The organism is Arthrobacter rhamnosi (assembly GCF_054510975.1).
This window is the reverse complement of the sequence record NZ_JBTNDN010000002.1, coordinates 490,458-514,677: the sequence shown is the minus strand read 5'-3', so window position 1 is coordinate 514,677 and position 24,220 is coordinate 490,458. Positions and strand designations below refer to the sequence as shown.

The following is a 24,220-nucleotide window of genomic DNA, read 5'->3' as shown; positions in this document are numbered from 1 at the left end:
CGGCGGTGCCGCCGGAGGGCAGCCCCTGCTGCGCCCTCGGGCAGACTGGGGCCATGACGATCCTGCGCATGACCCTCCTGTTCGTGCTGGCTGCGGCGGCAGAGATCGGTGGTGCCTGGCTCATCTGGCAGGCCGTCCGCGAAGGGAGGCCGTGGTGGTGGGCCGGTCTCGGCATCGTGGCGCTCGGGGCGTACGGTTTCGTGGCGACGCTGCAGCCGGACCCGAACTTCGGGCGGATCCTCGCTGCCTACGGCGGCGTCTTCGTGGCCGGATCGCTGGCGTGGGGCGTCCTTGCCGACGGCTTCCGCCCCGACCGCTGGGACCTCGTCGGCTCGGCCGTCTGCCTCGTGGGCGTCGCCCTGATCATGTTCGTGCCGCGCCCGACCACCTGATCCAGCCCTCCGGGAGGCCCCCTACCCCGGTCGCTGCCGGGAGGCCCTACGCCGCGCCGAGCAGCCGTGCGAGCCCGGCCGCCAGGGCACCGATCGCGACCACCAGGAGGAACGGCGCCCGCAGCCAGAGCGCGACGGCGGCCGCGGCAAGGGCCGCCAGCCGCGCATCGAGCACCACCGACTGACCGGACGCGAACGTGTTCACGGCAGTCAGCGCGGCGAGCAGGCCGATCGTCAGGGACCCGGCCACCCTGAGCATCCTGGGGTTGTCGAGCAGCTTCGCGGGCACCAGGAAACCGAGGAACTTCGTGGCGATCGACACCGCACACGCCAGCAGGATCCATCCCCAGAGTGTCACGCGGCCCCCTTGGTCCCGCGGTGCTCGGCCTCCGCGTGGTACGGCTCCACGTCGGGCTCGAGGCCCTCCGTCGCAGGGCCGACACCTGCGAGCCCGAGGGTGGCTGCCACGACGGCGGCGATGAGGATCGGGACACCCGGCGGCACGAGGGGAACCGCCAGCAGTGTCACCACGGCGCACACGACGGCGATGGCCGCCGGCTCCTTCGCCCGGATCCGGGGCCAGAGCAGGCCGAGGAACGCGGCGACCGCGGCGCCGTCGAGCCCCCACCGCGCGGGATCGCCCATGGCGTTGCCTGCGAGCGCGCCGACGAGCGTGAAGAGGTTCCACAGCACGAACACGCCGATGCCGGCGGCCCAGAAGCCGCGGCGCTGCTCGTCCGGATCGGTCTGGCCCGTGGCGGTGGCCACGGACTCGTCGATGGTGAGGTGCGCCGTCGCCAGTTTCCGCCAGCGCGAGGGACGCAGCAGTACGTTGACCTGCATCCCGTACACGCCGTTGCGGATCCCGAGCAGGGCCGCCGCGGACATCGCGGAGATCCCGCTGCCCCCACCGGCGATCACGCCGATGAACGCGAACTGGGAACCGCCGCTGAAGAGCAGGAGGCTCAGCGCCATGGTCTGCGCCAGGTCGAGCCCGGCGGCGACGGACAGCGCGCCGAAGGAGAGCCCGTACAGCCCGGTTGCGATGGCCACGGACAGGGCGACGCGCACTGCGGGGGACTGGGTGAGAACCACCCCTCAAGGCTAGGTGACCCGGCGCCCCGCTTCCCATTCGTGTCGAAGGGGTGAATAGTAGGAAAGGAAAGCCTACTTACTAAACGGAGGAGTGCCCCATGAAGGCAGTGACATGGCAGGGCAAGCGCAACGTCAGCGTGGAGAATGTCCCCGATCCCACGATCCAGGAACCGACGGACGCGATCATCCGCATCACCTCGACCGCGATCTGCGGTTCGGACCTGCACCTCTACGAGGTCCTCGGCCCGTACATGCACAAGGGCGACGTGCTCGGGCACGAGCCGATGGGCATCGTCGAGGAGGTGGGGGCCGGAGTCACCAACCTCAAGGTCGGCGACCGCGTCGTCGTGCCGTTCAACATCTCCTGCGGCTACTGCTACATGTGCACGCGGGGCCTGCAGTCGCAGTGCGAGACCACGCAGGTCCACGACAAAGGCTCGGGAGCGGCCCTGTTCGGGTTCTCCGAACTGTACGGGTCCGTCCCCGGCGGCCAGGCGGAGTACCTGCGCGTGCCCTTCGCAGACTACGGCCCCGTCAAGGTCGGGTCGGAACTGCCTGACGAGCGTTACCTGTACCTCTCGGACATCCTGCCCACGGCCTGGCAGGGCGTGAAGTACGCGGATGTCCCGCAGGACGGCGTCCTGGCGGTGTACGGCCTCGGTCCGGTGGGGCAGTTCGCCGCCCGCATCGGCAAGTACCTCGGCCACCGCGTGATCGCTGTCGAACCGGTACCCGAGCGCCGTGCCATGGCCAAGCGCCACGGGATCGAGACCATCGATTTCACGAAGGACACGGCGGAGGAACTGCGCAGCATGACCAATGGCCGCGGGCCCGACGCGGTCGTGGACGCCGTGGGGATGGAAGCACACGGCTCGCCGGTCGGCGCCTTCGCCCAGAACGCCGTCGGCTTCCTGCCCGACAGGCTCGCGCAGAAGGTCATGGAGACCGGGGGCAGCGACCGCGTGGCCGTCCTGCACTCGGCGATCGACGCCGTCCGCCGTGGTGGCACCATCTCCCTGAGCGGCGTCTACGGGGGTTCGGCCACCCCGATGCCGATGCTCACGATGTTCGACAAGCAGATCCAGCTCCGCATGGGGCAGTGCAACGTGCGCCGCTGGACGGATGAACTCCTGCCCATCGTCGAGGAGCCCTCCGACCCGCTGGGCGTCACCGATCTCATGACGCACCAGGTCTCGATCGACGAGGCGCCGGCCGCCTACCGGAACTTCCAGAAGAAGACGGACGGCGCCATCAAGGTGGTCCTCAAGCCGCAGGGCGTCACGGTCTAGTCCGGTCCGACCGCCAGGAGTCGATGGCCCGGGACTATTCCCGGGCCATCGACTCGTGGGACCCGGCCTCGCCGCGGGCCATCTGCAGGGCGTCGGCCGCGCGGACGAGGGCCAGGTGCGAGAACGCCTGCGGGAAGTTCCCCGCCATCCGGCCTGCGACGGCGTCGTACTCCTCGGACAGCAGACCGAGTTCATTGGAGTAACCCACGAGCTGGTCCATGAGCCGCTTCGCGTCGTCCAGCCGGCCGCTGTGCGCATACTGCTCGACGAGCCAGAAGGAACACGCGAGGAAGGGGTGCTCCCCCGGCTCCAGTCCGTCGTCGGAAATGTCCGTGCGGTAGCGCAGCAGCAGTCCCTGCTCGGTCAGCAGGTCCTGCTCCAGGCGCTCCAGGGTCCCCAGCATCATCGGATCGTCGAAGTCGACGAACCCCACCTGGGGCAGCTGCAGCAGGGCGGCATCGACCTCCGTGCCCCCGTAGGCCTGGGTGAACGAGTTCAACTCCCTGTTGAAGCCGTGCTCCAGGATCTCCGCGCGCAGCCCGTCCCGGATCTTCGTCCACCGGTCCTGCGGCCCCGTCAGACCGTGGTCGCGCACAGCCCGCACTGCGCAGTCGAACGCGGCCCACATCATCACCCGCGAGTGCGTGAAGTACTGCTGCTCGCCGCGCATCTCCCAGATGCCCTGGTCACGGTCCTGCAGGTGGTTCTCGGCGAAGCCCAGCAGTGCACGCTGCAGCGGCCAGGAGAAGTTGTCCTCCGTGACGCCGTGGCCGCGCAGCTTCTCGAGCGCCACCATGACCTCGCCGACCACGTCGGCCTGGTACTGGTCCACGGCGCCGTTACCCACCCGCACGGGGACCGAGTCCGCATACCCCGGCAGGTGGGGGAGCTCCCGCTCCGGCAGGTTCCGCTCCCCGCCCAGCCCGTACATGATCTGCAGGTCTTCGGGATCTCCCGCGACCGCCCTCAGCAGCCAGTTGCGCCACCTTTGGGCCTCGTCCGCATAGCCGTGCGTCATCATGGCCTCGAGGGTCAGCGCCGCGTCCCGCAGCCAGCAGAAGCGGTAGTCCCAGTTCCGGGCACCGCCGAACTGCTCGGGCAGCGACGTGGTGGGAGCTGCGACGATGCCGCCGGTGTCCTCGTGCGTCAGCGCGCGCAGGACGAGCAGCGAGCGCTGTACCGCCTCGGCGTACTCGCCGTCGTTCCGGAAGCTGGCGGCCCAGGCCCGCCAGTAGCTGATGGCCCCGTCGAGGGCCTCATCGACGTCCTGGGCCGGCGGCTTTCCCCGGTGGGACGGGTACCAGACGAGTTCAAGGTCGACGACGTCGCCTTCGGACACCTCGAACGTGCCCTCATGGCGGTGGTTGGCGGCCTTCAGCCGCGGGCCGCGGAGCAGCAGCGCGTCGGGTCCCGCGATGGCCAGCAGGACCGGGACGCCGTCCTCCAGGCCCTGGCTGACCCACGGGACGATGTCGCCGTAGCCGAAGCGGATCTCGAGTTCCTGGCGCACGCTGACCGTGCCCCGCAGCCCCTGAATGCGCCGTATGACGTTGGCCCTGCGGTCCGTGACCGGCATGAAGTCCGTGACCAGCACCTCTCCCTCCGCGGTCCTCCAGTGCGTCTGGAGGACGAAGGTCGAGGAGATGTAGATCCGCTCGACGATCTGGGCGTCGTCCGACAACGGGGCGACGAGCCACCGGCCGTGGTCCGGCGTTCCGAGCAACGCGCCGAACACCGACTCCGAGTCGAACCGGGGGAAGCAGAGCCAGTCGACGCTGCCGCGCCGGGAGATGAGCGCGCCGGTATGGAGGTCGGAGATGAGCGCGTAATCCTCGATCGGCGATTGCATTTTCCCACTCAACCACAACGACCGGCGTGCACGTGCGGTTACTCGCCGTTGCCCTCGAAGGCTCGACGTATCCGCGCCGGGTAGTCCGTCGTCAGCTCCTGCACGCCGAGTTCCGCGAGGAACAGGGCGTCCTCGACGGTGTTGACCGTCCACACGCGGACGCGGGTCCCTTCCCGGATCCAGCGCCGGATCCGCTCGGGGTGGTCCCGCACGTACTGCACGCCCGGGCCCGCCATCCCGACCTCCTGGTGGTCGATCAGTTCCTCACCCTCCTTCAGCGCCCTCTGGAGGACGTTGATGAGGGCTCCTTCGGCGATCGAGCCGAGGCGCAGCGCGTCCCGGACCTCCTGCGGCCGGACGTCGGAGACGAGTTGGCACAGCAGATGGTGCGGCACCGACTCCGCGAGCTGCCGCATGGAGTCGGGATTGAAGCTCATGAAGCTGACCTCGATACTGCCCAGCATCGACGACTCCGGGTTCCAGCCCTCATCCATGAGGAAGGCGATCAGGGCCTCCTCCAGCCGCAGGCCGAAGGGGCTGGGGTGCTTCAACTCGACGGCGAGCCGGATCGGCCGGCCCGCCCGGCGCAGGAGGAGCAGGAGGTCGGCGAAGGAGAGGAACTGGTCCGACACGTCCCCGTACTCCGACGGGAGGCCGGTCCGCTTCCAGGACGACACGTCGAGCTGCTGCAGTTCGGCCAGCGTCAGGTCGGCGACGTCACCCGAACCGTTGGTGGTGCGCTCGAGTGTGGTGTCGTGGATGCAGACCAGCTGACCGTCGCGGCTCAGGTGCACGTCGCACTCCACGCCGTCGGCGCCGTCGGCGAGCGCCTGCAGATAGGCCGCCCGCGTGTGCTCGGCATAGGTTCCGCTGCTGCCTCGATGAGCGAAGATCACAGGAGGCACGGGCATCCCTTCGGTCGTCGGTGGTGTCCCTATCACGGTACGTGAGAGCGTGATCCGCACACCATCGACGCCCCGGCGGCCGGTGCAGGCCGGAGCCTCGATAGACTCGGGGAGATGAATGTTCAGATGACCAGCCCCGACGCGGAGCGGGCGGCCGCCCTCCGTCGCATGAAGCTGCTGGCGACCGGGCTGCTGGCGGTGCTGGCCGTCATCTTCGTGGTGGCCTTCGCCCTGCAGGACGCCTATCCCTGGCTCCAGTACGTCCGGGCTGCGGCCGAAGGCGGGATGGTCGGCGCGCTGGCCGACTGGTTCGCCGTGACGGCCCTGTTCAAGCACCCCATGGGCCTGAAGATCCCGCACACGGCGATCATCCCGCGCAAGAAGGACCAGATCGGAGAGTCCCTCGGCCAGTTCGTCGAGGAGAACTTCCTGTCCGAGGACGTGGTGCGCGCCAAGCTGGATTCCGCACGGATCGCGCAGAAGGCGGGCGCCTGGCTGGAGAAGCCCGAGAGCGCGGACCGCGTCGCCGTGGAGGGCGCCGCGCTGATCCGGGGCATGTTCACCGTCCTGAACGACGACGCCGTGCAGGGCGTGATCGAGTCCATGGTCCGGAAGCACCTGCTCGATCCGCCGTGGGGCCCGCCCATCGGCGGCATCGCGGAGCGCATCTTCGCGGAGGGCCACCACCACCGCCTCGTGGACCTGCTCGTGGACCGCGCGGGTGACTGGGTCGACGCGAACTACGCCGTGGTCACGAGGGTCGTCGCGCAGCGCTCGCCCACCTGGGTCCCCCGGCTCGTGGACGGCGTCGTCGGCGACCGGGTGCACGCCGAGCTCTCCAAGTTCATCCGGGCCGTGCAGGACGATCCCCAGCACGACGTCCGTCTCGCCATCGACAGGTACCTCCGCGACCTCGCACAGGATCTCCAGCACAAGCCGGAGACCATCGCGAAGGCCGAGGAGATCAAGGGGCAACTGCTCGACGACCCCCGCGTGCGCGACCTCACGGCCCGCACGTGGGCCACGATCAAGTCGGCCCTCCTCGAGGCGGTCAATGACCCGCAGAGCGAGCTGACCTCGAACTTCAAGGCAGCCGTGCGCGACTTCGGCTCCCGCCTGACGAGTGACGCGGAACTGGCCGGCAAGGTGAACCGCTGGATCGCCGACGGCGCGTCCTACGCGGTCCGCACCTACCGCAGCGAGATCGCGGGCGTCATCTCCGAGACGGTGGGCCGCTGGGACGCGGAGGAGACCTCGCGGAAGATCGAGCTGCAGGTCGGCAAGGACCTCCAGTTCATCCGGATCAACGGCACCGTGGTCGGCTCACTGGCCGGCCTGCTCATCTTCGCCGTGGCCCACGCGATCTTCGGTTAGGCCCGCTTCTCACCGTTTCCCGGCCTCGGAAGTTGCAGTTCGTCGGCCAGTTCGCCCGGGATGGTGTGGGGCAACGGCCCGAACGCCTCGTGGGTGGTCCGGATGACCGCCTTGCCCATGAGGTGGTTGCCGGTTCCGCCCACGATCGCTCCGGCCCCGAAGGGCAGGGCCCGCCCGAGCATGAAGCCGCCCTGCCGAGCGAGGAACTTCTTGAGGAAGCGCCGCTGGATCGACTTGGTGAGGGACTTGACGAGCGAGTTGGGCGCCGACTTACTGACCATCTGGCCCCAGTACTGCGGGGCGCCCTGGCCGGCGGAGGCACCGAGGATGGACCGGATGAGCGCCGTCCCTTCCTCCCCCATGAGGATCGCCATCACCATGGCCCGCGAACGCTCCGGGTCCTCGGTGTTGATCCCGTGCAGTTCGGCGACGGACTCCGCGTACAGGGCCGTCGCCTCGAGGAATCCGATGGTCGCGGCGGCGGAGAGCCCCAGGGAGGCGATCGTCCCCACGGCCGGCACGGCAGCGGTAGCTCCGACAGCAGCTCCGGCGGCCGTCGTCGCCCGCAGGTAGTCGCGCTCCAGGAATCGCGCCAGTTCGGCCGGCGACGCTTCCGGATGCCGGCGCCGGAGCCGGTTCAGGTTCGAGAGGATGAAGGGTCGCTGAATGTCGAGGGCCCGTTCAATGCCCCGGAGGATCCCTGGTTTCGGGTTGCCGTCCTTATCGAAGAGCGTTCCGTTGGCAGCCTTCACGGCTGGGTTCTCCTTGTTTCGGCCAAACATCATGGTCCTTCCGCGGCTGGATCATCTGCCGTCTGGATCGAGTCTAGGTGGGGCGCAGGCCCGTGGGTCAGGTTCTCCTGCTGGCGCGAACGCTGGTGCGACCACGCGCGGCAGGGGCGGGGAAACAGCCGAAGGGCGCCACCGGGATCCGGTGGCGCCCTTCGGCAGCTGTTCCCCGCAGGGTTCAGCGGGCAGTGCTGGTTAGACGCGCGATCCGCGGCGCTTGGTGACGGCACCGTAGATGGCGAGCACGATCAGGGCGCCGATGACGGCGAAGAGAATGGACATCAGCGAGAAGGTGCTGCCGAGGTTGACACCGAGGATGCTTCCGCCGATGAAACCGCCGAGGAAGGCGCCGATGACGCCGAGCAGCATCGTGATCAGGATGCCGCCGCCCTGCTTACCGGGCATGATCAGCTTGGCAAGGGCGCCTGCGATGAGGCCGAGGATAAGAAAACCGATGAAACTCATAAGATGCTCCTTGAGTGATTTCAGCCACCCGTCCGAGGACGGGCCACTGGCTAATGTTCCGATGCACCGGAGTGCAGCTTTACCGACCGTACTTCATCAGCATGCTTAGGGTGCAATCCTAACACCATGCTAACCCTGCTTATCAAGTCCCTCGGGTGAATCTTTGCCGAACTGATGCCGGCCGCGCTCTGCAGGGCGCGTGACGCTGACGACATGGCAAAAACGCAGGATCGCGGGGATCCTGCAGCCGCGCTGCCCTCAGAGGGGTCGGCGGCCGGCGGCCGTGGCCACACCCGGCGGAGAATTAGTCCGGGCCGGCCGGACCGGTTAATCTCCGAAAGTTTGTCCAATAGGAATCATTTCAGCGCTTTTCTAATTGCACTCGTGCAATTCCCGCTTTTCCCCTTTTCCGCCGGCCGGACGGGTACCTGCCGGCCGGGGCGCCCCCTCGGACCGCCTCCTACTCCCTGGTGCCCGGCATGCCCCGACGGACAGGCGAACCGGGAGGCCGAACCCTCACTCGCGCACCACTCCATCTGTGTTTGGTTTTGTCCAGCAGGAAAAGCCCTTGACCGAGGGGCAAAAGCGGAGATAGAGTCACCCAAACAAAGATAAAACCACACGCTGCGGGATCCATCCCCAGCTGAAGACAACGGGGTCCTCATGTTCGCGGAAGAGCGCTATCGCCAGATCAGCCACCTGGTCTCCGCCGACGGCCGCGTCACGGTAGCCGGCCTGTCAACACGCTTCGGCATCACGAAGGAAACGGTCCGCCGCGACCTTGCTCTCCTCGAGAACGACGGCGTGCTCCGCCGCGTCCATGGAGGCGCTATCGCCGGAAGCGGCGCGACGACGAACGAGCCGAGCCTGACCAGCCGGTCCTCCCAGCACTCCCTCGAGAAGAAGCGCATCGCGCAGGCCGCCCTGACCATGACACCCATGACCGGCGCCGTCGTTCTCGATGCCGGCAGCACCACGGGAGAGCTCGCCGCGGTGCTGGCCGAGGAGTCCCGGTCCGAGCTCGCCGTGGTCACCAACTCCGTCTCGATCGCGGCCCTCGTCTCCGGCGCCGGCGGAAGCGTCGAACTCGTGGGTGGCCGTGTACGCGCGCTGACCAGCGCGGCGGTCGGCAGCAGCACCGTGGCGCACTTCTCACGCCTGCGCGCCGACATCGCCTTCGTCGGAGCGAACGGCATCGCCGCCGGTTTCGGCCTGAGCACACCCGATGTCGATGAGGCCGCCGTGAAGACCGCGATCGTCCGCTCGGCCCGGCGCGTGGTGCTCCTTGCCGACTCGTCGAAGTTCAGCGAGGAAACCCTGATCAGCTTCGCCAACCTGGAGGATATCGATGCACTCATCACCGACCGCGCACCCCGGGGCTCCCTGGCGGATGCACTCTCCGATGCCGACGTGGAGGTGATCGTCGCGTGATCCTGACCCTCACAGCGAATCCGAGCATCGACCGCACCGTCGAGATCACCGCCCCCCTCACCCGCGGCGCGGTCCAGCGCGCAACCTCCGTGGTGCAGGAGGCGGGCGGGAAGGGCGTCAACGTCAGCCGCGCCCTGGCGATGTCGGGCATCCGGACCCTCGCCATCCTTCCGGGCGACGACGACGACGCCGTGCTCGCGGGACTGCGCAGCGTCTCCGTCCCGTTCCGCAACGTGCCTATCGGTGCGGGCCTGCGGACTAACACGGCGATCACCGAACCCGACGGCACGACGACGAAGATCAACGAGCCAGGCCCCGAACTCTCCCCCGCCGAGCTCGAGGAGCTGCTCGCCGTCGTCGTCGCCGAGAGTGACGGCGCCAAGTGGCTCGTCCTCGCCGGGTCCCTTCCACCGGGTGTGCCCCCGACCTTCTACACGCGGGTCACGGCCGCGGTCCGTGAAGCCTATGGACCGTCCGCGCCCCTGATCGCCATCGACTCCTCGGGAGAACCGCTCACCGAGGCCGCCGCCGGCGTTCCGGCACCGGACCTGCTCAAGCCCAATGCCGAGGAGCTCAGCGAGCTCACCGGCATCGGCACGGGGGACGAGCTCGAGCAGGATCATGAATTGGCCGCGAAGGCCTGCGCGGTGCTCATCGCCGCGGGGGTGGGAGCGGTCCTGGCGACCCTTGGATCCAAGGGCGCCCTGCTCGTGACGGACGCGGGGGCCTGGCACGCCGTGCACCCGCCCGTCATCGCGCGTTCCACCGTCGGTGCGGGAGACTCCGCCCTGGCCGGTTACCTGCTGGCGCACAGCGCAGGCGAACTCCCGGAGAACTGCCTGCGCCAGGCCGTTGCCCACGGATCGGCGGCTGCCGCCCTTCCGGGTTCCACCGTTCCATCGCTCGACCAAACAACGCCGGCCGCCGTCGCGGTCACTCCCCTCATGGTCACGCTGCCCGTGATCGAACCAAGCGCAACCGGGTCCACCGCAGGGCCCCTCGCACAGGAGGAATTCTGATGTCCGATCTCATCACCCCGGAGCTCGTCACTCTGGACAAGGACCTGGGGACCGAGCGTTCCTCGGTGATCCGCTACCTCGCGGAGCAGGTCGCCGCGCAGGGCCGCTCCACGGAAGTCGACGGCCTCTACGCCGACGCACTCGCCCGGGAGCAGAAGACCTCCACCGGAGTTCCCGGTGGCATCGCCATCCCGCACTGCCGGTCCAAGGCCGTCACGGTCGCGACCCTCGCCATGGCGCGACTGTCCCCGCCTGTGGACTTCGGCGCCAAGGACGGTGCGGCGGACCTCGTCTTCTTCATCGCCGCTCCCGACGGCGCCGACCAGGAGCACCTCAAGCTGCTGTCGAAGCTCGCCCGTTCACTCATCAAGAAGGACTTCACCGCCTCGCTGCGCGCCGCGCAGACACCGGCCGACGTCGTCGCGCTCGTCAACGGCGCCCTCGGCATCGGTGACGCCCCCGCCGGGACCGCGGGTGCGGGCGCCCACGCAGCCGGTGCAGCCGGGTCCGCCGAGCAGTCCGCCGGCGCCCGGGCGAGCGAGGCAGCCGCGACACTGGGCACCTCGGGAACCGACACCACGGGACCGGCACTGGACGGCGGACGCGCCACGGACACGAAGGTACGCCGCCTCGTCGCCGTGACCGCCTGCCCGACCGGCATCGCGCACACCTACATGGCCGCCGACTCACTCGTCGCAGCCGCCAAGGAGCGCGGCGTCGACCTCCAGGTCGAGACCCAGGGCTCGTCCGGGGCCACCCCCCTGGACCCCTCCGTGATCGCGTCCGCGGACGCCGTCATCTTCGCCGTCGACGTCGACGTCCGCGACAAGCACCGCTTCGCCGGGCTCCCCGTCATCAGTGCGCCCGTCAAGCGCGGCATCGACGAACCGGGCGAGATGGTCGAGGAAGCCCTCGCCGCCGCGCAGAACCCGAACGCCCGGAGGGTCGCCGGGACCGGCAGTGACCAGACCGACGACGACGGCGGCCGGGACAGCATCGGCGGGACGCTCAAGCGGGCACTGCTCACCGGTGTCAGCTACATGATCCCCTTCGTCGCCGGCGGCGGTCTCCTGATCGCACTCGGCTTCCTGCTCGGCGGCTACCTGATCACCGAGACCGCCAACACCGTTGTCCTCGAGAACAGCCTGGCGAATCTGCCCGCAGGGGGCCTGGGTGAATACCTCGGGGCGGTCGCCTTCAAGATCGGCCAGCTGTCCCTCGGATTCCTGGTTCCCGCCCTCGCCGGCTACATCGCCTACGCCCTGGCCGACCGGCCGGGCATCGCTCCCGGTTTCGTCGCCGGTGCCGTCGCCGGTTTCATGGGAGCCGGCTTCCTCGGCGGCATCGTCGGCGGTCTGCTCGCGGGCTACGTCGCCATGTCGATCGGGCGTCTCTCGGTGCCGCGCTGGCTGCGCAGCCTCATGCCGGTCGTGATCATCCCGCTCGTGGCGTCCATCGTGGCCTCGGGCCTGATGTTCCTGCTGCTCGGCGGACCCATCGCGGCCCTTACTGCCGGGCTCAACAGCTGGCTCTCCGGCCTCACGGGCACGGCAGCCCTCGGCCTCGGCGTCATCCTCGGGCTCATGATGGCCGTCGACCTGGGCGGCCCCGTCAACAAGGTCGCTTACTCCTTCGCGGTGGCCGGCCTCGGTGCCGGATCGGTGGACAACCAGGCCCCATGGCAGATCATGGCGGCCGTCATGGCGGCCGGCATGGTGCCGCCCCTGGCCATGGCACTCGCCACCACCCTCGACCGCCGGCGCTTCAGCCTGGCGGAACGCGAGAACGGAAAGGCGGCCTGGCTCCTCGGCGCCGCCTTCATTTCCGAAGGCGCCATCCCCTTCGCGGCAGCCGACCCGCTGCGCGTCATCCCCGCGTCGCTCCTCGGATCCGCCGTCACCGGTGCGATCGTGATGGGCACCGGCGTCACATCGCAGGCACCCCACGGCGGCATCTTCGTCTTCTTCGCCATCGGCAATCTGTTGATGTTCGTCCTCGCGATTCTCGTGGGCACGGTCATCTCGGCCCTCGCGGTGATCGCCCTCAAGCGCTACGCCTCCAGCAAGAAGAACACCGCCGCCGCCCAGCCGGTTGCGGCCTGACCCTCGCGTCCGGTTGGCTGTACGGGGAACCCATCCACGAAAAGGAGCACATCATGGCAGAACGCAAGGCAACCGTGGCGAGTCGCGTCGGACTGCACGCCCGCCCGGCCTCGATCTTCGCGGAAGCGGCAGGTGAGCTGCCGTTCGAGGTCACCATCGCCATGGACGGCGAACCCGCCGAGGAAGCCATGGACGCCTCGAGCATCCTCTCGCTGATGAGCCTCGGGGCATCGCACGGTGACATCATCGTCCTGCGTGCCGAGGCCGACGGCGCAGAGGACGCACTGGAGAGCCTGGCGCGGATCATCGAGACGGATCACGACGCCGAGTAGCACCAACCACAAAGGGCACCATCCGCCGTCTATACCTGGCGGATGGTGCCCTTTCGCGTCCCCAGCGCTGCCAAGCAGGAGGGTCCACCCGTTCTAATGGACACACCTGCCTGCCGGATAACGATCCGCTGACCCCCCACGGACAGCGGCAGTTACATAATCATTATTTTTACACACCAACATGAAAACGTGAATCCCTTTAAGGACACAATCGGGTTTCTTTCGCCCGTCAGGACCCGCATGCGCCCGGGGACCGGGAGCAGGAGTACTAGGCCAGCCTGTTGGAGCGCGCGCGGCGTCTCCTGCTCCGGGTATGGCTCAACCAGATCAGGCCGAGACCCAGCACCGTCAGCATGATCGCCAGGAACGGCAGGATGATGTCCCAGGCTCCGAGCTGGATCGGGGTCAGCCTCAGCAGCACGAAGACCACAACGAGGGAGAATCCGCCCGCCAAGAAGGCGCAGGCGGCCCGGTGGATCGCCCGGGCGTGCTGATCGAATACCGCTGCAGCGGCCGGGGCAACCAGGCACGCGGCGACGTACCCGGGATAGAGCCGCCCCAGGGCCGCATACTGCTTCACCGTGTCCTGATCCATGAAGCGGCGCAGACCGGTGGAACTCCCCTGGAGTTCACTGGCGATGAAGAAGTACAGCGTCGCCGCGACAGTCAGGCCTAGGATTGCGAGACCGAACGGACCGACGACCAGGCGCCGGGCGAGCGGCGAATCGAACGCCGCGGCCATCCTGGCGCCGAGGAGTACGAAGACCGCGTACAGGGCCAGCCGGAGCAGGAGGTTCGCAACGTTGACCCCGCCCAGCAGGCCGTCCACTGCCGTGTAGATCGGAGCGACCGACAGGCCGACGGCGACCGTCAGGAGCACCAGGGCGGTGAACACCGCACGTCCGCGCCCCCTCCGCACCTCGGGCACCCGTACGGCCGCCCCCACGGCGCAGAGGCAGAGGGCAACCCACTGAATGGTCATCGCGGTCATCCCAGGTTCTCCCATAGTGCGCGGTCCTTGCCGTCGTCGAGCTCCGTCCGCCGGATCTGCTTGCCGAGGACGTCGAGCCGGTCGCGCGCAAGGAAGACGAGGTCGAGATCGGACAGAGCGCACAGGGCCCTGAAGCGGCCGCCCTCCGGCCAGCCACCCTCCTCGGGGGTGAGCAGTCCGGTCACCACCAGCCCACTGGTCAGCGAGACCCCGGCGATCCGTGCGGCCTGCACAGCGATCGCGGGGGCGAGCCGGCCGGCGGTGAGCTGGGCCGAGAGGTTCTGCCGGGCCACGCCGGTGCTCGCTGCCAGTTGCTGGCGGAGGTCACCGGGGTCTATGGCCTCGATCCATGCGCGCACCGAGTTGCGATGGGGGAAGGGCGCGAGGTCGAGGTGCGGATCGGCTCCCGCCTCCTCCCTGTCCTCGCTGCGTGCCACCAGAAGCCGCAGGATGTCGATGTGCGAGACCTGGCTGACCAGCTCCGCGTCCGTGGGCTGTCGGATCCCCCCGGGCAGGTCCTCGTACCCCTGGAACACGGCGAGCGCCTCGACGGGCGGAATGCCGTATCCCCGGGCGATGGCGACGACGGTCTGCACCGACACCTTGCCCCGGACGAGCTGCTGCGCGAGGGTGGATCGCTTGATGCCGGCGACCCTGCAGACATCGGACACGGTGTCCTGCGGAGCGACCTGGGAACGCCACAGCTGGAATGCCTTGGCTGTGACGGACATCATCACCTTTCGATTGGACTTTTCGGGCTGTTGTCGAAGTATACTGAGATCGCTGGCTCCGATTTCTGCGATTCCCCCATACGCAGAACTCGGAGCCAGCTCCACTTTAACGGCCGTTCATCACCCTGCGGCGGGCGGCGCGGCGCCTACCAGCGCACCTTCTTCTCCTTCTTGCCCTGCTTGCTGCTCTCATGCGCCGCCTTGGCGTGGCCTCCGCCGGGCGCCGCCGCCGGGTTCCCGGCCTGGTTCTTCTTCGCGAGCGCGAGTTTCGCCCGCGGGTCGTCCTGCAGTTTCCGGGACGCGGTGTCCTTGGCCGGGGTCGGGTCCCCGTCGGTCAGGGACGGATCGTTCTCGGGTGAGCTGGTCATGGTGTTCCTTTCGGGAGGGGCGCGCCGCGGGCCGGAACAGGACAGCCCGGTGCACCGGGAGCGTGCTGAGGACTGCGAGGACCGGAGTAACCGAGGAGGCGCGCTTGGAGCGGTGTCATCGACAAGTGGCGCTGGGCCGGCGGAAGCCGGCGCGATTACTGGGAAGGGATCGTCTCCATGCGTTGGACCGTACACCCGGCCGCAGTGCCGCGACAAGGTGCGCCGTCGACACGCACGCCCGTGGCCAGTACAGCTAGCGCAGCCTGACGCCGTTCACGGTGACGTCCGCGTAGACCAGCCGGTGGTCGCTCGTGGGGAAGGGGAAGATGCCCGTCAATTCGGAGCCGGGCGTGCCGGCCCGGGGCCAGAACACACCGGACGCGGAGACCTGCAGGTTGCGTGACGGCAGCACGTAGTCGGCGCGGATGTTGCCCGCGTTCCGGTCCTCGAAGTCGGCGGTGTCGAACTGCGGATCACTGCGGTGCTCCGCGTTGGCGCCACCCTGGAGGGCCGATGCCTCGGTTGCACCGCTCGAGGACGGCAGCGGATCCTGGATCAGCCTGTTGCCCAGCAACCGTCCGATCGCACCGTCCCGGGCATCGCCGTCCAGGGGATCGCTGTTCTGGTCGCCCAGCACGACGAACCGCTCTCCACGCTTGAGCCCGCCTGCGGCACCGTCGTCGTCATGGATGTAGGACGCGTCGGGGCCGCCGGTCACGTAGTCGGACCAGAACCGGATCTCGTCGCTGTTCCGCCTGCCGTTGCGGTCCTCCTCGCCGTCGAAGACGGGAGGAGTGGGGTGGCTCGCCAGGACGTGGACGGCCTTGCCGCCGACGCTCACCGGGATGTCCCAGTGGGACTTGCTGGAGAGGGGCAGGACGGCGAGTTCGTCGGAGGAGTACCAGTCCGCCGGCGCCTCCGTGGCGGGGTTGTCCGGGAGCAGGGCGCCCGGCATGTCCTTCCAGAGGAAGTTCCGGAACGTCCGGACCGCCTCCGTTTGGATGGGGTACTTGGAGTAGACCACCATGCCGTACTGCCCCTCGAACGCGCCGAAGCCGAGGGCGTCGCCGGCGCCGCCCACCGTGCCGTCGTTGTCGAGGTCGTAGCCGCTCGGGACGCCTGTGTTGGAGGGAGCGGTGTAGACGTAGGGATAGTCCAGCGCCGCCCTGCCGTTCTGGCTGACGCGGAGGTAGTTCCGGTTGAACAGGTCGGCGGCCCTGTTGCCCGGGGCGTAGTCGAACTCGTTGAGAAGGACGACGTCGGGCCGGGTGACCTGCAGGACCTCGGCGATGGCGCGGGCCTGGGCGTTCGCGGGGGTGCTCAGGTCCCGGACCAGGTCGCCGGGGGCCGTCCGGTTGAGGCTTGCGTTGTAGGTGGCGAAGCGGACGTTCTGCCTGTTCCCCTGGTCTCGAACCGGGACCATGGTCCGGGTGTCGTCCGGAGGACCTGCGAGGGCAGCCGGTGCGGTAGCGACGAGCAGGGATGCGGCCAGGAGGCCGGCCAAGCAGCGCGCCGGTAGTCGCATGGTTCCCTTCCTCGGATCACGGGGCCGGCAAGCGGCGGACGGACAGCAGCAGTAGTTCGCTGCGGAAACTTAAGCCTAAGCGCGGGGATCGCCTCAGGGCAGGCTGGAGTGTAACGATTCACAGACGACTCGGGACAGCCCGGTGACGTCCGAGGGGGGCGCCGATGTCCTGCTCGGCGAGGGCGAGAGCGCGCTCGAGGCGGCCCACGGCGTCCGTATAGCCCTGCATCTCCCCGGGATCCGTCTGGGGATTCGCCATCGGGCCGGGCCCAGCCCGCCGTTCGACGCCGGCTGCCCGCAGCGCATGGATGACCGACCTCGCCGCAGGGTGGGTGGGATCGTGCATGCCCGGGTAGCGGATCGCCTTGGCGGGATCGACGTCGTACTCCGCCCAGCGCCGGACGACCGCGTCGTGGCGCCGGCAGAGGTGCTCCCAGGCGGCCGTACGGGCCGACTCCCGGGCCGCACGCACCCTTCGCTCGTGGCGCCGCCGGGCCCAGGTGACGGCCGCCAGCGGGGAGGCGATCCCGACTCCCACCGCCATCGCCGCTCCCGGCCCGCCCAGGGCCCCGGCCACGACTTCCGCCCCTAGGATGACGAGGACCCCGCCGAAGGCGGTCCAGAAGTAGTCGTCGGCCGCTCCGCCGCGGCGGGAGACGGCGTCGATCCGCCAGCCGGTCAGGGCAGCGGCTCCGGCCATGACGGCGCATGCGGCCAGGCTTCCGGCCAGGACGGCGGCGTCCATGGATCTACCTCCGCTCGGGGCGTCGTCGCGCCCGCAGTTCTCCAGTTCCTGGTACCAGTGCAGACGAGGGACGACCGCGAGTCAATCCCCTCCGGGCCGGAACTTCGGGTGCAGGCATCCAGCCTTCCTGTGGCAGGCTTGGCGGAGTTTTTGTCCTTACCGTCTCGAGAAGGAGCAAGGTCCCGTGCCGCTGTGGCTGCAAGCATTCCTGTGGGGAGCGATCGCCGGAGGAGCCCTGCTCGTCGGGTCGGCGATCGCGTGGAAGTGGAAGGTGCCGCCGCACATCGTGGCCTTCGTGATGGCGTTCGGAGCCGGCGTCCTGATCTCGGCCCTCGCGTTCGAGCTCGTCAGTGAGGCGCAGGAGGCGGGCGGGCTCCTGCCCACGGCACTCGGGTTCCTCGCCGGAGCGGTGATCTATGTCGGCGCGAACGCCCTCCTCGCCCGGCAGGGCGCCCAGCACCGCAAGCGATCGGGCGGCCAGCAGCCCTCGGAGGAGGAGGATTCCGGCAGCGGCAACGCCATTGCGCTCGGCGCGCTGCTCGACGGCATCCCGGAGTCCGTGGTCCTCGGTCTGGGGCTCGTGGCGGGCGGCGCCGTCAATCCGGCCGTCCTCGTCGCGATCTTCATCTCGAACGTGCCCGAGGGCCTCTCGAGCACCGCCGGCATGAGGAACGCCGGACGCAGTTCGCGCTATGTCTTCGGTCTGTGGGGCGGGATCGCGCTGGTCTCCGGCCTCGCGGCGCTCGCCGGGTACTCGCTGCTGGCGGGCGCTTCCGGGGTGACGGTCGCCTTCATCACCGCCATCGCCGCCGGGGCGATCCTCGCGATGGTGGCCGACACCATGATCCCCGAAGCCTTCGAGCGCCAGCACATGCTCACGGGACTCATCGCCGCGCTCGGCTTCCTCACCGCGTTCGTCGTCCATGAGGTGTCCGGCTAGGACGAAGAAGACCCCGGGACTGACGTCCCGGGGTCTTCTTCAGGTGGGCCCTGTGGGGCTCGAACCCACGACCCACGGATTAAAAGTCCGTTGCTCTAGCCAACTGAGCTAAGGGCCCACTCCATCGGCCACGCCCGGCGCATCCGAAGACCGCCGTCGTGGTGCGATGACCCGCTTACTTTATCGCAATCGCCCCTGCTCCGGAGACAGCACAGGGCCGCGCTGTACGGCCCGAAATCCCGCAGGAGTATCCTCGTTCCATGGACGGCGAATATACGAACAACAGCCCGCGGCCCCATAAGCCGAAGCCATTCGCTCCCGCGGACTTCGAGGTTTTCGCGGGCGGAGTCGATCCGTCGCGGGTCTCCGAGGCCGCCCACATGGCCGCGCACGCCCTGGTGCACCACGGGCGCGGCGCCGACGATCCGGACGTGACGCGCCGTCTCGTGGAACTCGCCGACCAGCAGGGCCTCGAAGCCATCGCCGAGATGTGGGCAGAGAGCCCTGCCCGGTCCCTGCCCGGCGCCCTGTGGCGACTGTACGCGCTGCGGGCGGCCACCCAGCAGAACCCGGAACGCATCGCCGCCTACTTCGCCTCGGGCAAGGAAGTGGCCCAGGTGTCGAAGGTCGTCGCCGGCGTCGCCGAGCCGCCGGGTGCCGTGGAGATGGCCACGATGGCCGACACCATCCTGTCCGGCGCCTTCGAGGGGGACTTCGACGTCGCCCTCGAACGATTCGCCGCATTCTGCCGCGTCGTCGCCCTCGGCCAGGCCAACCACGCCGACGACGCCGAGCTCGCCAACGGCCCGCACGCCTCCAAGCTGACCCGCAATTCGCATCAGCTCATCAAGACCGCGGAGGACCTCGAACACGCCGCGGAATCCTGGCGGCGCGGAGAGCTCGACTGAACCGCCCGCGAGGGCCGCTGTTGACAGCGGCTCCGGGGAGGGCAAGACTTAATACGGCGTCGGACCGTGGAACCCCCGGGCTTCAACACTCAGCCGCTTCGAGCGGCCTTCCGCCGAGAGGCGCTCCCGGTTCGACGCCACTACTATGCCCACCGGCAGACAGTGCGGCCTCTGTTCGGCCGCCGGTCCCTTCATATCCTCCGAGGAAGACTCCGTGAAACTACGCCTCTTCCCGCAGGAGAACGCTGGGCTCGAACTGCTCTCCCGCATGGCCCGGCAGCTCGTGCTCGGCGTCGGGACGATGTCCGCGATCCTCGGCGCGTCCACCGAGGAGTACGACCGCCTCTCCGAGGAACTGCACCAGCACGAATCGGCGTCGACGGACCTGCACTTCGCCCTCCTGACGTCCATGCGGACCTCCTTCATCAACCCGCTCCCGCGCGAGGACCTCTACGTGCTGTCCCGGCTGCTCAACGAGGCGATCGAGAAGCTCGACGGCGCCGGAGAGCTCATCGCCCTGTATCGACTGAGCAAGCTGAGCCAGCGGGCGGCCGACCAGCTCGAGGTCATCAACCGGCAGGCCGAGCTGACGGCCGTCGCCATGCAGCGGCTGACGTCGATGGAGGACCTCGAGGAGTACTGGATCGAGATCCTGCGCCTGGCACGGCGTGCCGAGCGCACGCACCGCAGCTGGTGCGCCGAACTCCTGAACGACCACAAGCCCCTCGTCTACGCGCGGCACCGCGACGTGGCGAACCAGCTCGTCGACGTCACCAAGGACATTCGGAGGGTCGCCACCCAGGTGGGCAGCATCCTCGTCAAGGAATCGTAGGTGGAGCCCCTCCTCCTCGGTATGGTGGTCGTCATCGCCGGTGGCTTCGCCTTCCTCAACGGCTTCCACGACGTCTCGAACTCCGTGGCCACAGCGGTGCGGACGCGAGCACTGACGCCGACCATCGCCGTCCTGCTCGCCGCGCTGTTCAACCTCGTGGGCGCGCTGCTCAGCACGTCGCTGGCGCTCTTCTTCACCGATGCCGGGATCGGCCTCCCGCCCGGGTCGACGGGGCTGGGGATCCTCGTCTCCGCGCTGCTCTCCGCCTGCCTCTGGAGCCTCGTCACCTGGTACCGCGGCAAGCCGTCGTCGTCGACCCACGCGCTGCTGGGCGGGATCATCGGGGCCGGCGCGGCCTCGCAGCTGACCAACGGCCCTGCGATGAGCGGCGCGGGGGAAACCCTCCTGCTGCAGATCGTGCTGCCGCTCGTCCTCTCGCCGGTCGTCGCCTACCTCCTGGCGTACGCCGCGGTGTTCCCGGCGACGTGGCTGCTGCGCCACGGTTCTCCGACGAGGGTCAACCGGGGGAACCGCATGGCGCAGTCGGTGCTGGCGGGTGCCTTCGCCCTCGGCCACGGGCTCCAGGACGGTCAGCGGACCATGGCGGTCATCCTGCTCGCCCTCGTGGGTTCGGGCTACGCGGTGGGATCCGGCATACCCCTCTGGGTCCAGGTGTTCGCCGCCGTCCTGCTGGCCACCGGATCCCTGTTCGGCGGCTGGCGCATCACGCACACCCTGGGCAACCGGCTGGTGCACATCGACCCCCTGCGCGGCATGACCGCCCAGGGCGTGAGCTCCGTGATGCTGTTCGTCGGCGCCATCTCCCTGCACTTCCCGCTGTCGAGCACGCACACCATGACGTCCGCGATCGTCGGGGCCGGGGCCAACCAGCGGTTCGCCTCCGTCCAGCGGCCGCGGGTGGCGCGTATCCTCGCCGTCTGGCTCGGCACCGCGCCGCTGACCGCACTGGTGGGAGCGGTCTTCTTCCTGGCGCTGAGCCCGCTGCTGTAGCCGTCGGGGGCCTCGGCCTTCCGCTCAGGGGGTGCCGCCGCGCCGGGTGCCCGGAGCCGGGGCGGCGGTCGGCCGGGTGGGGGCCGCCGCGCCGGGTTCACCCCCGTCCACCGTCAGATGCTCCGGAAACGACGACGGCGGCCCCCTCCGGGAGCCGCCGTCGTCATGCCGCCCATTCCGGCGGGGAGGGAGCAGGTGCCTATCCGAAGCGGCCGGAGACGTAGTCCTCGGTCGCCTTCTGCGCGGGCTTGTTGAAGATCGTGGTGGTGTCGCCGTACTCGATGAGCTTGCCCGGCTTGCCCGTACCGGCGATGTTGAAGAACGCCGTCTTGTCCGAGACGCGTGCCGCCTGCTGCATGTTGTGCGTCACAATCACCACGGTGTACTCGGCCTTCAGCTCGTTGATGAGGTCCTCGATGGCCAGTGTGGAGATGGGGTCCAGGGCGGAGCAGGGCTCGTCCATCAGGATCACCTGCGGGGACACCGCGATGGCGCGGGCAATGCAGAGGCGCTGCTGCTGGCCGCCGGAGAGGCCCGAGCCGGGGCGTCCGAGGCGGTCCTTCACCTCGTTCCACAGGTTCGCGCCGCGGAGGGACCGCTCGACGAGGTCGTCGCCGTCGGACCTGCTCATCCGCTTGTTGTTGAGCTTGACGCCGGCCAGCACGTTGTCGCGGATGGACATCGTGGGGAACGGGTTGGGCCGCTGGAAGACCATGCCGATCTGGCCGCGCACGGTGACGGGGTCCACGGCGTCGGCGTACAGGTTGTCGCCGTCGAGCAGCACCTCACCCTCGACGCGTGCACCGGGGATGACCTCGTGCATGCGGTTGAGCGTGCGGAGGAACGTGGACTTGCCGCAGCCCGACGGACCGATGAACGCGGTCACGGAGCGGGCTTCGATATTGATGTTCACGTCCTCCACGGCAAGGAACTTGCTGTAGTAGACGTTCAGGTCCTTGACGTCGATTCGCTTGGACATTGCTTCCTTATGGGTCGTTACCGCGGATGGTCAGCGGCTGGTCTTGGGGGCGAAGATGCGGGCGACGACGCGGGCGACCAGGTTGAGCAGCATCACCATGAGGATCAGCAGGAGCGCTGCGGCCCAGGCGCGCTGGGTACTCGGATCCGGCGACGTCGGGGAGGTCGGGGTGAGGATCTGGTAATAGATGAAGGTGGGGAGGGTGCTCATCCACCCGCTGAAGACGTTCCAGTTGATGGAGCTCGCGAATCCCGCCGTCACCAGAATAGGTGCGGTCTCACCGATGACGCGCGCGATGGACAGGGTTACGCCAGAGGCGATACCCGAGATCGCCGTCGGGATGACCACCTTCGTGATGGTGCGCCACTTGCGCACCCCGAGCGCGTAGGACGCCTCGCGGAGTTCGTTCGGCACGATCTTCAGCATCTCCTCCGTGGAACGCACCACCACGGGGATCATGAGCACGGACAGCGCGACGGCCGCCACGAAGCCGGTGCGGGTCCCGGGGCCGAACAGCAGGGCGAACAGGGCCGCGGCGAACAGGCCCGCGACGATCGAGGGGATACCCGTCATCACGTCCACGAAGAAGGTGATGGCCTTGGTGAGGCCCTTCCCCGAGCCGTACTCGACGAGGTAGACGGCGGTGAGCAGGCCGATCGGCACGGAGATCAGCGTGGCCCACAGGGTGATCTGGAGCGTGCCGAGCACCGCGTGGTACGCACCGCCCAGGACCGGAGTTCCACCCTCGACCGCCTCGTTGTCCACGGCTCCCGTCACGCCGTTCATCGAGGTGAAGAGGAAGTTGTAGCTCAGCCCCGGCACCCCGCGCTCCAGGACGGTCCAGAGCACCGACACGAGGGGAAGCAGTGCGATCAGGAAGGCGCCGTAGACGAGGAACGTGACGAGCCGGTCCTTGGCCTTCCGCTCGCCTTCGGCGACGGCGGTGACCAGGGTGGCCGCGAGGACGAAGACGACGGCGGTGATGATTGCCCAGCCGACGACGCTGAAGCCGATCAGGGAGGCCAGTGCGGCCCCGAGGACCACGGAGGCCGCCAGGACGACCCACACGGCGTACGAGGGGAGGCGTCCTCGCGTGAGGTGGGACTGGCGACGCTGAAGCGTCTGGTGCGCTGACATCTAGTTCGCTCCCGAGAATTCTTTGTGCCGGGTGATGATGAAGCGGGCGATCATGTTGACGGCCAGCGTGATGACGAAGAGCACGAGGCCGGCCGCGATCAGCTCATTGAGCCGGAGGCCGAAGGCCTCCGGGAAGTTCAGTGCGATCTCGGCGGCGATGGTCTGGTTGCCGGACTTCACGAGGCTCGCGACGAGCGCGCCGGGCGAGAGGACCAGCGCCACCGCCATGGTCTCCCCCAGGGCGCGGCCGAGGCCGAGCATCGTCGCGCTGATGATTCCCGGCCGGGCGAAGGGCAGGACCGCCATGCGGACCATCTCCCACCGCGTGGCTCCCATCGCGAGCGCGGCTTCCTCGTGGAGGTTGGGCGTCTGCAGGAAGATCTCCCTGCTGAGCGAGGTGATGATCGGGATCACCATGACCGCGAGGACGATGCCGGCGGTGAGGATGGTCTTGCCGGTCTGACTGGCGGGGCCGGCGAAGATCGGGATCCAGCCGAGGTTCTCGGCGAGCCAGGTGTACACCCGGGCGAGCTGCGGCGCGAGGATGATGTAGCCCCATGCGCCGTAGATGACCGAGGGGATGGCCGCGAGCAGGTCGACGACGTACCCGAAGGCCCTCGCCAGCCTGCGCGGCGCGTAATGCGAGATGAAGAGCGCGACGGCGATACCGATGGGCGTCGCGATCAGCAGCGCGATGGCGGCCGCGACGACCGTGCCGATGACGATCGGCAGGATGTAGGGGACGAAGCCGTTGCCGCCGGTGACCTCGGTGGGGTCGGCGGTGAAGATCGGCGCAGCCTGTACGAGCAGGAACAGTGCGACGCTGAAGAGGACGGCCAGGATCAGGATGCCGGCGGCCAGGGAGATGCCGGAGAAGATCTTGTCGCCTGCGCGGCCTCGATCTGCCGACGCTTTCAGCGAGCTGGTCGACGCTTTCAGCGAGTTGGTTGACACGTCTTTGCCTTCCAGGCGGTCGATTTCAGGTGCAGGATCGGCCCGGGTGCCGGGCCGA

The 24,220-nt window shown here is 68.8% G+C and carries 25 protein-coding genes and 1 tRNA gene; 11 read left to right on the top strand and 15 right to left on the bottom strand.

Annotated elements, in window-relative coordinates:
- Nucleotides 1-53 precede the first annotated feature (53 nt).
- The gene (locus ACX80J_RS06770) at nt 54-392 is read left to right on the top strand and encodes a YnfA family protein (RefSeq protein WP_459344277.1); all 339 of its coding nucleotides are present in this window, start codon (nt 54-56) and stop codon (nt 390-392) included.
- A gap of 46 nt (nt 393-438) precedes the next feature.
- Here the strand turns inward: ACX80J_RS06770 and ACX80J_RS06765 are convergent, their stop codons facing one another.
- Nucleotides 439-750 (bottom strand): AzlD domain-containing protein, encoded by a 312-nt coding sequence (locus tag ACX80J_RS06765; protein WP_301224338.1) that lies wholly within the window; start codon nt 748-750, stop codon nt 439-441.
- On the bottom strand, nt 747-1,487 hold the full coding sequence (locus tag ACX80J_RS06760) for an AzlC family ABC transporter permease (protein WP_459347234.1): 741 nt from the start codon (nt 1,485-1,487) through the stop codon (nt 747-749). Before ACX80J_RS06760 ends, ACX80J_RS06765 begins: the two co-directional genes overlap by 4 nt.
- A 98-nt stretch (nt 1,488-1,585) precedes the next feature.
- On the opposite strand from ACX80J_RS06760, the gene ACX80J_RS06755 reads away from it, so the two are divergent.
- Nucleotides 1,586-2,776 (top strand): zinc-dependent alcohol dehydrogenase, encoded by a 1,191-nt coding sequence (locus ACX80J_RS06755; RefSeq protein ID WP_459344275.1) that lies wholly within the window; start codon nt 1,586-1,588, stop codon nt 2,774-2,776.
- A gap of 34 nt (nt 2,777-2,810) precedes the next feature.
- On the opposite strand, the gene ACX80J_RS06750 is transcribed toward ACX80J_RS06755, so the two are convergent.
- Nucleotides 2,811-4,643, bottom strand: a complete 1,833-nt coding sequence (locus tag ACX80J_RS06750) for a glycoside hydrolase family 15 protein (RefSeq protein ID WP_459347233.1) — start codon at nt 4,641-4,643, stop codon at nt 2,811-2,813.
- A 20-nt stretch (nt 4,644-4,663) separates the two neighbouring features.
- Nucleotides 4,664-5,536, bottom strand: coding sequence for a glycerophosphodiester phosphodiesterase (locus ACX80J_RS06745; RefSeq protein WP_459347232.1), 873 nt, complete (start codon nt 5,534-5,536; stop codon nt 4,664-4,666).
- Nucleotides 5,537-5,644: 108 nt separating this feature from the next.
- Between ACX80J_RS06745 and ACX80J_RS06740 the strand changes: the two genes are divergently transcribed.
- Complete coding sequence (locus ACX80J_RS06740; RefSeq protein WP_459347231.1) at nt 5,645-6,904, top strand: DUF445 domain-containing protein; 1,260 nt, start codon at nt 5,645-5,647, stop codon at nt 6,902-6,904.
- Here ACX80J_RS06740 and ACX80J_RS06735 read toward each other — a convergent pair.
- Nucleotides 6,901-7,656 carry a hypothetical protein gene (locus ACX80J_RS06735; RefSeq protein WP_459344271.1) on the bottom strand — a complete coding sequence of 252 codons (756 nt, stop codon included), beginning with the start codon at nt 7,654-7,656 and terminating at the stop codon, nt 6,901-6,903. The two genes, ACX80J_RS06740 and ACX80J_RS06735, sit on opposite strands and share 4 nt — an antisense overlap.
- A 231-nt stretch (nt 7,657-7,887) precedes the next feature.
- A complete protein-coding gene (locus ACX80J_RS06730) occupies nt 7,888-8,157 on the bottom strand; it encodes a GlsB/YeaQ/YmgE family stress response membrane protein (RefSeq protein WP_459313184.1) in 270 nt (89 codons plus the stop codon).
- Between the two features lie 663 nt (nt 8,158-8,820).
- Between ACX80J_RS06730 and ACX80J_RS06725 the strand changes: the two genes are divergently transcribed.
- Genes ACX80J_RS06725 through ACX80J_RS06710 form a run of 4 tightly spaced genes read left to right on the top strand, consistent with a single transcriptional unit; the run spans nt 8,821 to nt 13,041 of the window.
- On the top strand, nt 8,821-9,588 hold the full coding sequence (locus ACX80J_RS06725) for a DeoR/GlpR family DNA-binding transcription regulator (RefSeq protein WP_459344270.1): 768 nt from the start codon (nt 8,821-8,823) through the stop codon (nt 9,586-9,588).
- Complete coding sequence (locus ACX80J_RS06720) at nt 9,585-10,607, top strand: 1-phosphofructokinase family hexose kinase (protein WP_459347230.1); 1,023 nt, start codon at nt 9,585-9,587, stop codon at nt 10,605-10,607. Before ACX80J_RS06725 ends, ACX80J_RS06720 begins: the two co-directional genes overlap by 4 nt.
- Nucleotides 10,607-12,709 (top strand): PTS fructose transporter subunit IIABC, encoded by a 2,103-nt coding sequence (locus ACX80J_RS06715; protein ID WP_459344268.1) that lies wholly within the window; start codon nt 10,607-10,609, stop codon nt 12,707-12,709. The genes ACX80J_RS06720 and ACX80J_RS06715 overlap by 1 nt, the downstream gene beginning before the upstream one ends.
- A 53-nt stretch (nt 12,710-12,762) precedes the next feature.
- Nucleotides 12,763-13,041, top strand: coding sequence for an HPr family phosphocarrier protein (locus ACX80J_RS06710; RefSeq protein WP_459344267.1), 279 nt, complete (start codon nt 12,763-12,765; stop codon nt 13,039-13,041).
- A gap of 268 nt (nt 13,042-13,309) precedes the next feature.
- On the opposite strand, the gene ACX80J_RS06705 is transcribed toward ACX80J_RS06710, so the two are convergent.
- The 5 genes from ACX80J_RS06705 to ACX80J_RS06685 all read right to left on the bottom strand — a co-directional run bounded on the left by ACX80J_RS06705 (nt 13,310) and on the right by ACX80J_RS06685 (nt 17,401).
- Nucleotides 13,310-14,023: a hypothetical protein gene (locus ACX80J_RS06705; protein WP_459344266.1), complete on the bottom strand. Its 714-nt coding sequence runs from the start codon at nt 14,021-14,023 to the stop codon at nt 13,310-13,312.
- Between the two features lie 5 nt (nt 14,024-14,028).
- Nucleotides 14,029-14,766 carry a hypothetical protein gene (locus tag ACX80J_RS06700; protein WP_459344265.1) on the bottom strand — a complete coding sequence of 246 codons (738 nt, stop codon included), beginning with the start codon at nt 14,764-14,766 and terminating at the stop codon, nt 14,029-14,031.
- Between the two features lie 143 nt (nt 14,767-14,909).
- Nucleotides 14,910-15,131, bottom strand: a complete 222-nt coding sequence (locus ACX80J_RS06695) for a hypothetical protein (protein WP_459344264.1) — start codon at nt 15,129-15,131, stop codon at nt 14,910-14,912.
- Nucleotides 15,132-15,384: 253 nt separating this feature from the next.
- Nucleotides 15,385-16,656, bottom strand: a complete 1,272-nt coding sequence (locus tag ACX80J_RS06690) for an endonuclease/exonuclease/phosphatase family protein (protein WP_459347229.1) — start codon at nt 16,654-16,656, stop codon at nt 15,385-15,387.
- Between the two features lie 118 nt (nt 16,657-16,774).
- A complete protein-coding gene (locus tag ACX80J_RS06685; protein WP_459347228.1) occupies nt 16,775-17,401 on the bottom strand; it encodes a hypothetical protein in 627 nt (208 codons plus the stop codon).
- 184 nt (nt 17,402-17,585) lie between these two features.
- Here ACX80J_RS06685 and ACX80J_RS06680 point away from each other — a divergent pair, with 184 nt between their 5' ends.
- The gene (locus ACX80J_RS06680) at nt 17,586-18,341 is read left to right on the top strand and encodes a ZIP family metal transporter (protein WP_459347227.1); all 756 of its coding nucleotides are present in this window, start codon (nt 17,586-17,588) and stop codon (nt 18,339-18,341) included.
- Nucleotides 18,342-18,385: 44 nt separating this feature from the next.
- Here ACX80J_RS06680 and ACX80J_RS06675 read toward each other — a convergent pair.
- A tRNA-Lys gene (locus ACX80J_RS06675) sits at nt 18,386-18,459 on the bottom strand.
- A gap of 142 nt (nt 18,460-18,601) precedes the next feature.
- Here ACX80J_RS06675 and ACX80J_RS06670 point away from each other — a divergent pair.
- The 3 genes from ACX80J_RS06670 to ACX80J_RS06660 all read left to right on the top strand — a co-directional run bounded on the left by ACX80J_RS06670 (nt 18,602) and on the right by ACX80J_RS06660 (nt 21,092).
- Nucleotides 18,602-19,249, top strand: coding sequence for a hypothetical protein (locus tag ACX80J_RS06670; RefSeq protein ID WP_459344261.1), 648 nt, complete (start codon nt 18,602-18,604; stop codon nt 19,247-19,249).
- Nucleotides 19,250-19,463: 214 nt separating this feature from the next.
- A complete protein-coding gene (locus ACX80J_RS06665) occupies nt 19,464-20,081 on the top strand; it encodes a DUF47 domain-containing protein (RefSeq protein ID WP_459344260.1) in 618 nt (205 codons plus the stop codon).
- Entirely contained in the window at nt 20,082-21,092 is a 1,011-nt protein-coding gene (locus ACX80J_RS06660; RefSeq protein WP_459347226.1) for an inorganic phosphate transporter, read from the top strand. It abuts the gene before it with no gap.
- A gap of 199 nt (nt 21,093-21,291) precedes the next feature.
- Here ACX80J_RS06660 and pstB read toward each other — a convergent pair whose 3' ends face one another.
- From pstB to pstC, 3 genes are read right to left on the bottom strand one after another with little or no spacing between them, the layout of a single operon-like run.
- Entirely contained in the window at nt 21,292-22,071 is a 780-nt protein-coding gene (gene pstB / locus ACX80J_RS06655; protein WP_459344258.1) for a phosphate ABC transporter ATP-binding protein PstB, read from the bottom strand.
- Between the two features lie 30 nt (nt 22,072-22,101).
- The gene (gene pstA / locus ACX80J_RS06650) at nt 22,102-23,208 is read right to left on the bottom strand and encodes a phosphate ABC transporter permease PstA (RefSeq protein ID WP_459347225.1); all 1,107 of its coding nucleotides are present in this window, start codon (nt 23,206-23,208) and stop codon (nt 22,102-22,104) included.
- Nucleotides 23,209-24,162 (bottom strand): phosphate ABC transporter permease subunit PstC, encoded by a 954-nt coding sequence (pstC, locus tag ACX80J_RS06645; RefSeq protein ID WP_459344256.1) that lies wholly within the window; start codon nt 24,160-24,162, stop codon nt 23,209-23,211.
- Nucleotides 24,163-24,220: the final 58 nt, after the last annotated feature.

Coding starts and splice junctions, on each gene's coding strand:
- ACX80J_RS06715 (WP_459344268.1), top strand. CDS start 10,607: ATGTCCGATCTCATCACCCCGGAGCTCGTCACTCTGGACAAGGACCTG.
- ACX80J_RS06725 (WP_459344270.1), top strand. CDS start 8,821: ATGTTCGCGGAAGAGCGCTATCGCCAGATCAGCCACCTGGTCTCCGCC.
- ACX80J_RS06755 (WP_459344275.1), top strand. CDS start 1,586: ATGAAGGCAGTGACATGGCAGGGCAAGCGCAACGTCAGCGTGGAGAAT.
- ACX80J_RS06740 (WP_459347231.1), top strand. CDS start 5,645: ATGAATGTTCAGATGACCAGCCCCGACGCGGAGCGGGCGGCCGCCCTC.
- pstB (WP_459344258.1), bottom strand. CDS start 22,071: ATGTCCAAGCGAATCGACGTCAAGGACCTGAACGTCTACTACAGCAAG.
- ACX80J_RS06745 (WP_459347232.1), bottom strand. CDS start 5,536: ATGCCCGTGCCTCCTGTGATCTTCGCTCATCGAGGCAGCAGCGGAACC.
- ACX80J_RS06690 (WP_459347229.1), bottom strand. CDS start 16,656: ATGCGACTACCGGCGCGCTGCTTGGCCGGCCTCCTGGCCGCATCCCTG.
- ACX80J_RS06710 (WP_459344267.1), top strand. CDS start 12,763: ATGGCAGAACGCAAGGCAACCGTGGCGAGTCGCGTCGGACTGCACGCC.
- ACX80J_RS06695 (WP_459344264.1), bottom strand. CDS start 15,131: ATGACCAGCTCACCCGAGAACGATCCGTCCCTGACCGACGGGGACCCG.
- ACX80J_RS06705 (WP_459344266.1), bottom strand. CDS start 14,023: ATGACCATTCAGTGGGTTGCCCTCTGCCTCTGCGCCGTGGGGGCGGCC.
- ACX80J_RS06685 (WP_459347228.1), bottom strand. CDS start 17,401: ATGGACGCCGCCGTCCTGGCCGGAAGCCTGGCCGCATGCGCCGTCATG.
- ACX80J_RS06730 (WP_459313184.1), bottom strand. CDS start 8,157: ATGAGTTTCATCGGTTTTCTTATCCTCGGCCTCATCGCAGGCGCCCTT.
- ACX80J_RS06670 (WP_459344261.1), top strand. CDS start 18,602: ATGGACGGCGAATATACGAACAACAGCCCGCGGCCCCATAAGCCGAAG.
- ACX80J_RS06770 (WP_459344277.1), top strand. CDS start 54: ATGACGATCCTGCGCATGACCCTCCTGTTCGTGCTGGCTGCGGCGGCA.
- ACX80J_RS06700 (WP_459344265.1), bottom strand. CDS start 14,766: ATGATGTCCGTCACAGCCAAGGCATTCCAGCTGTGGCGTTCCCAGGTC.
- pstA (WP_459347225.1), bottom strand. CDS start 23,208: ATGTCAGCGCACCAGACGCTTCAGCGTCGCCAGTCCCACCTCACGCGA.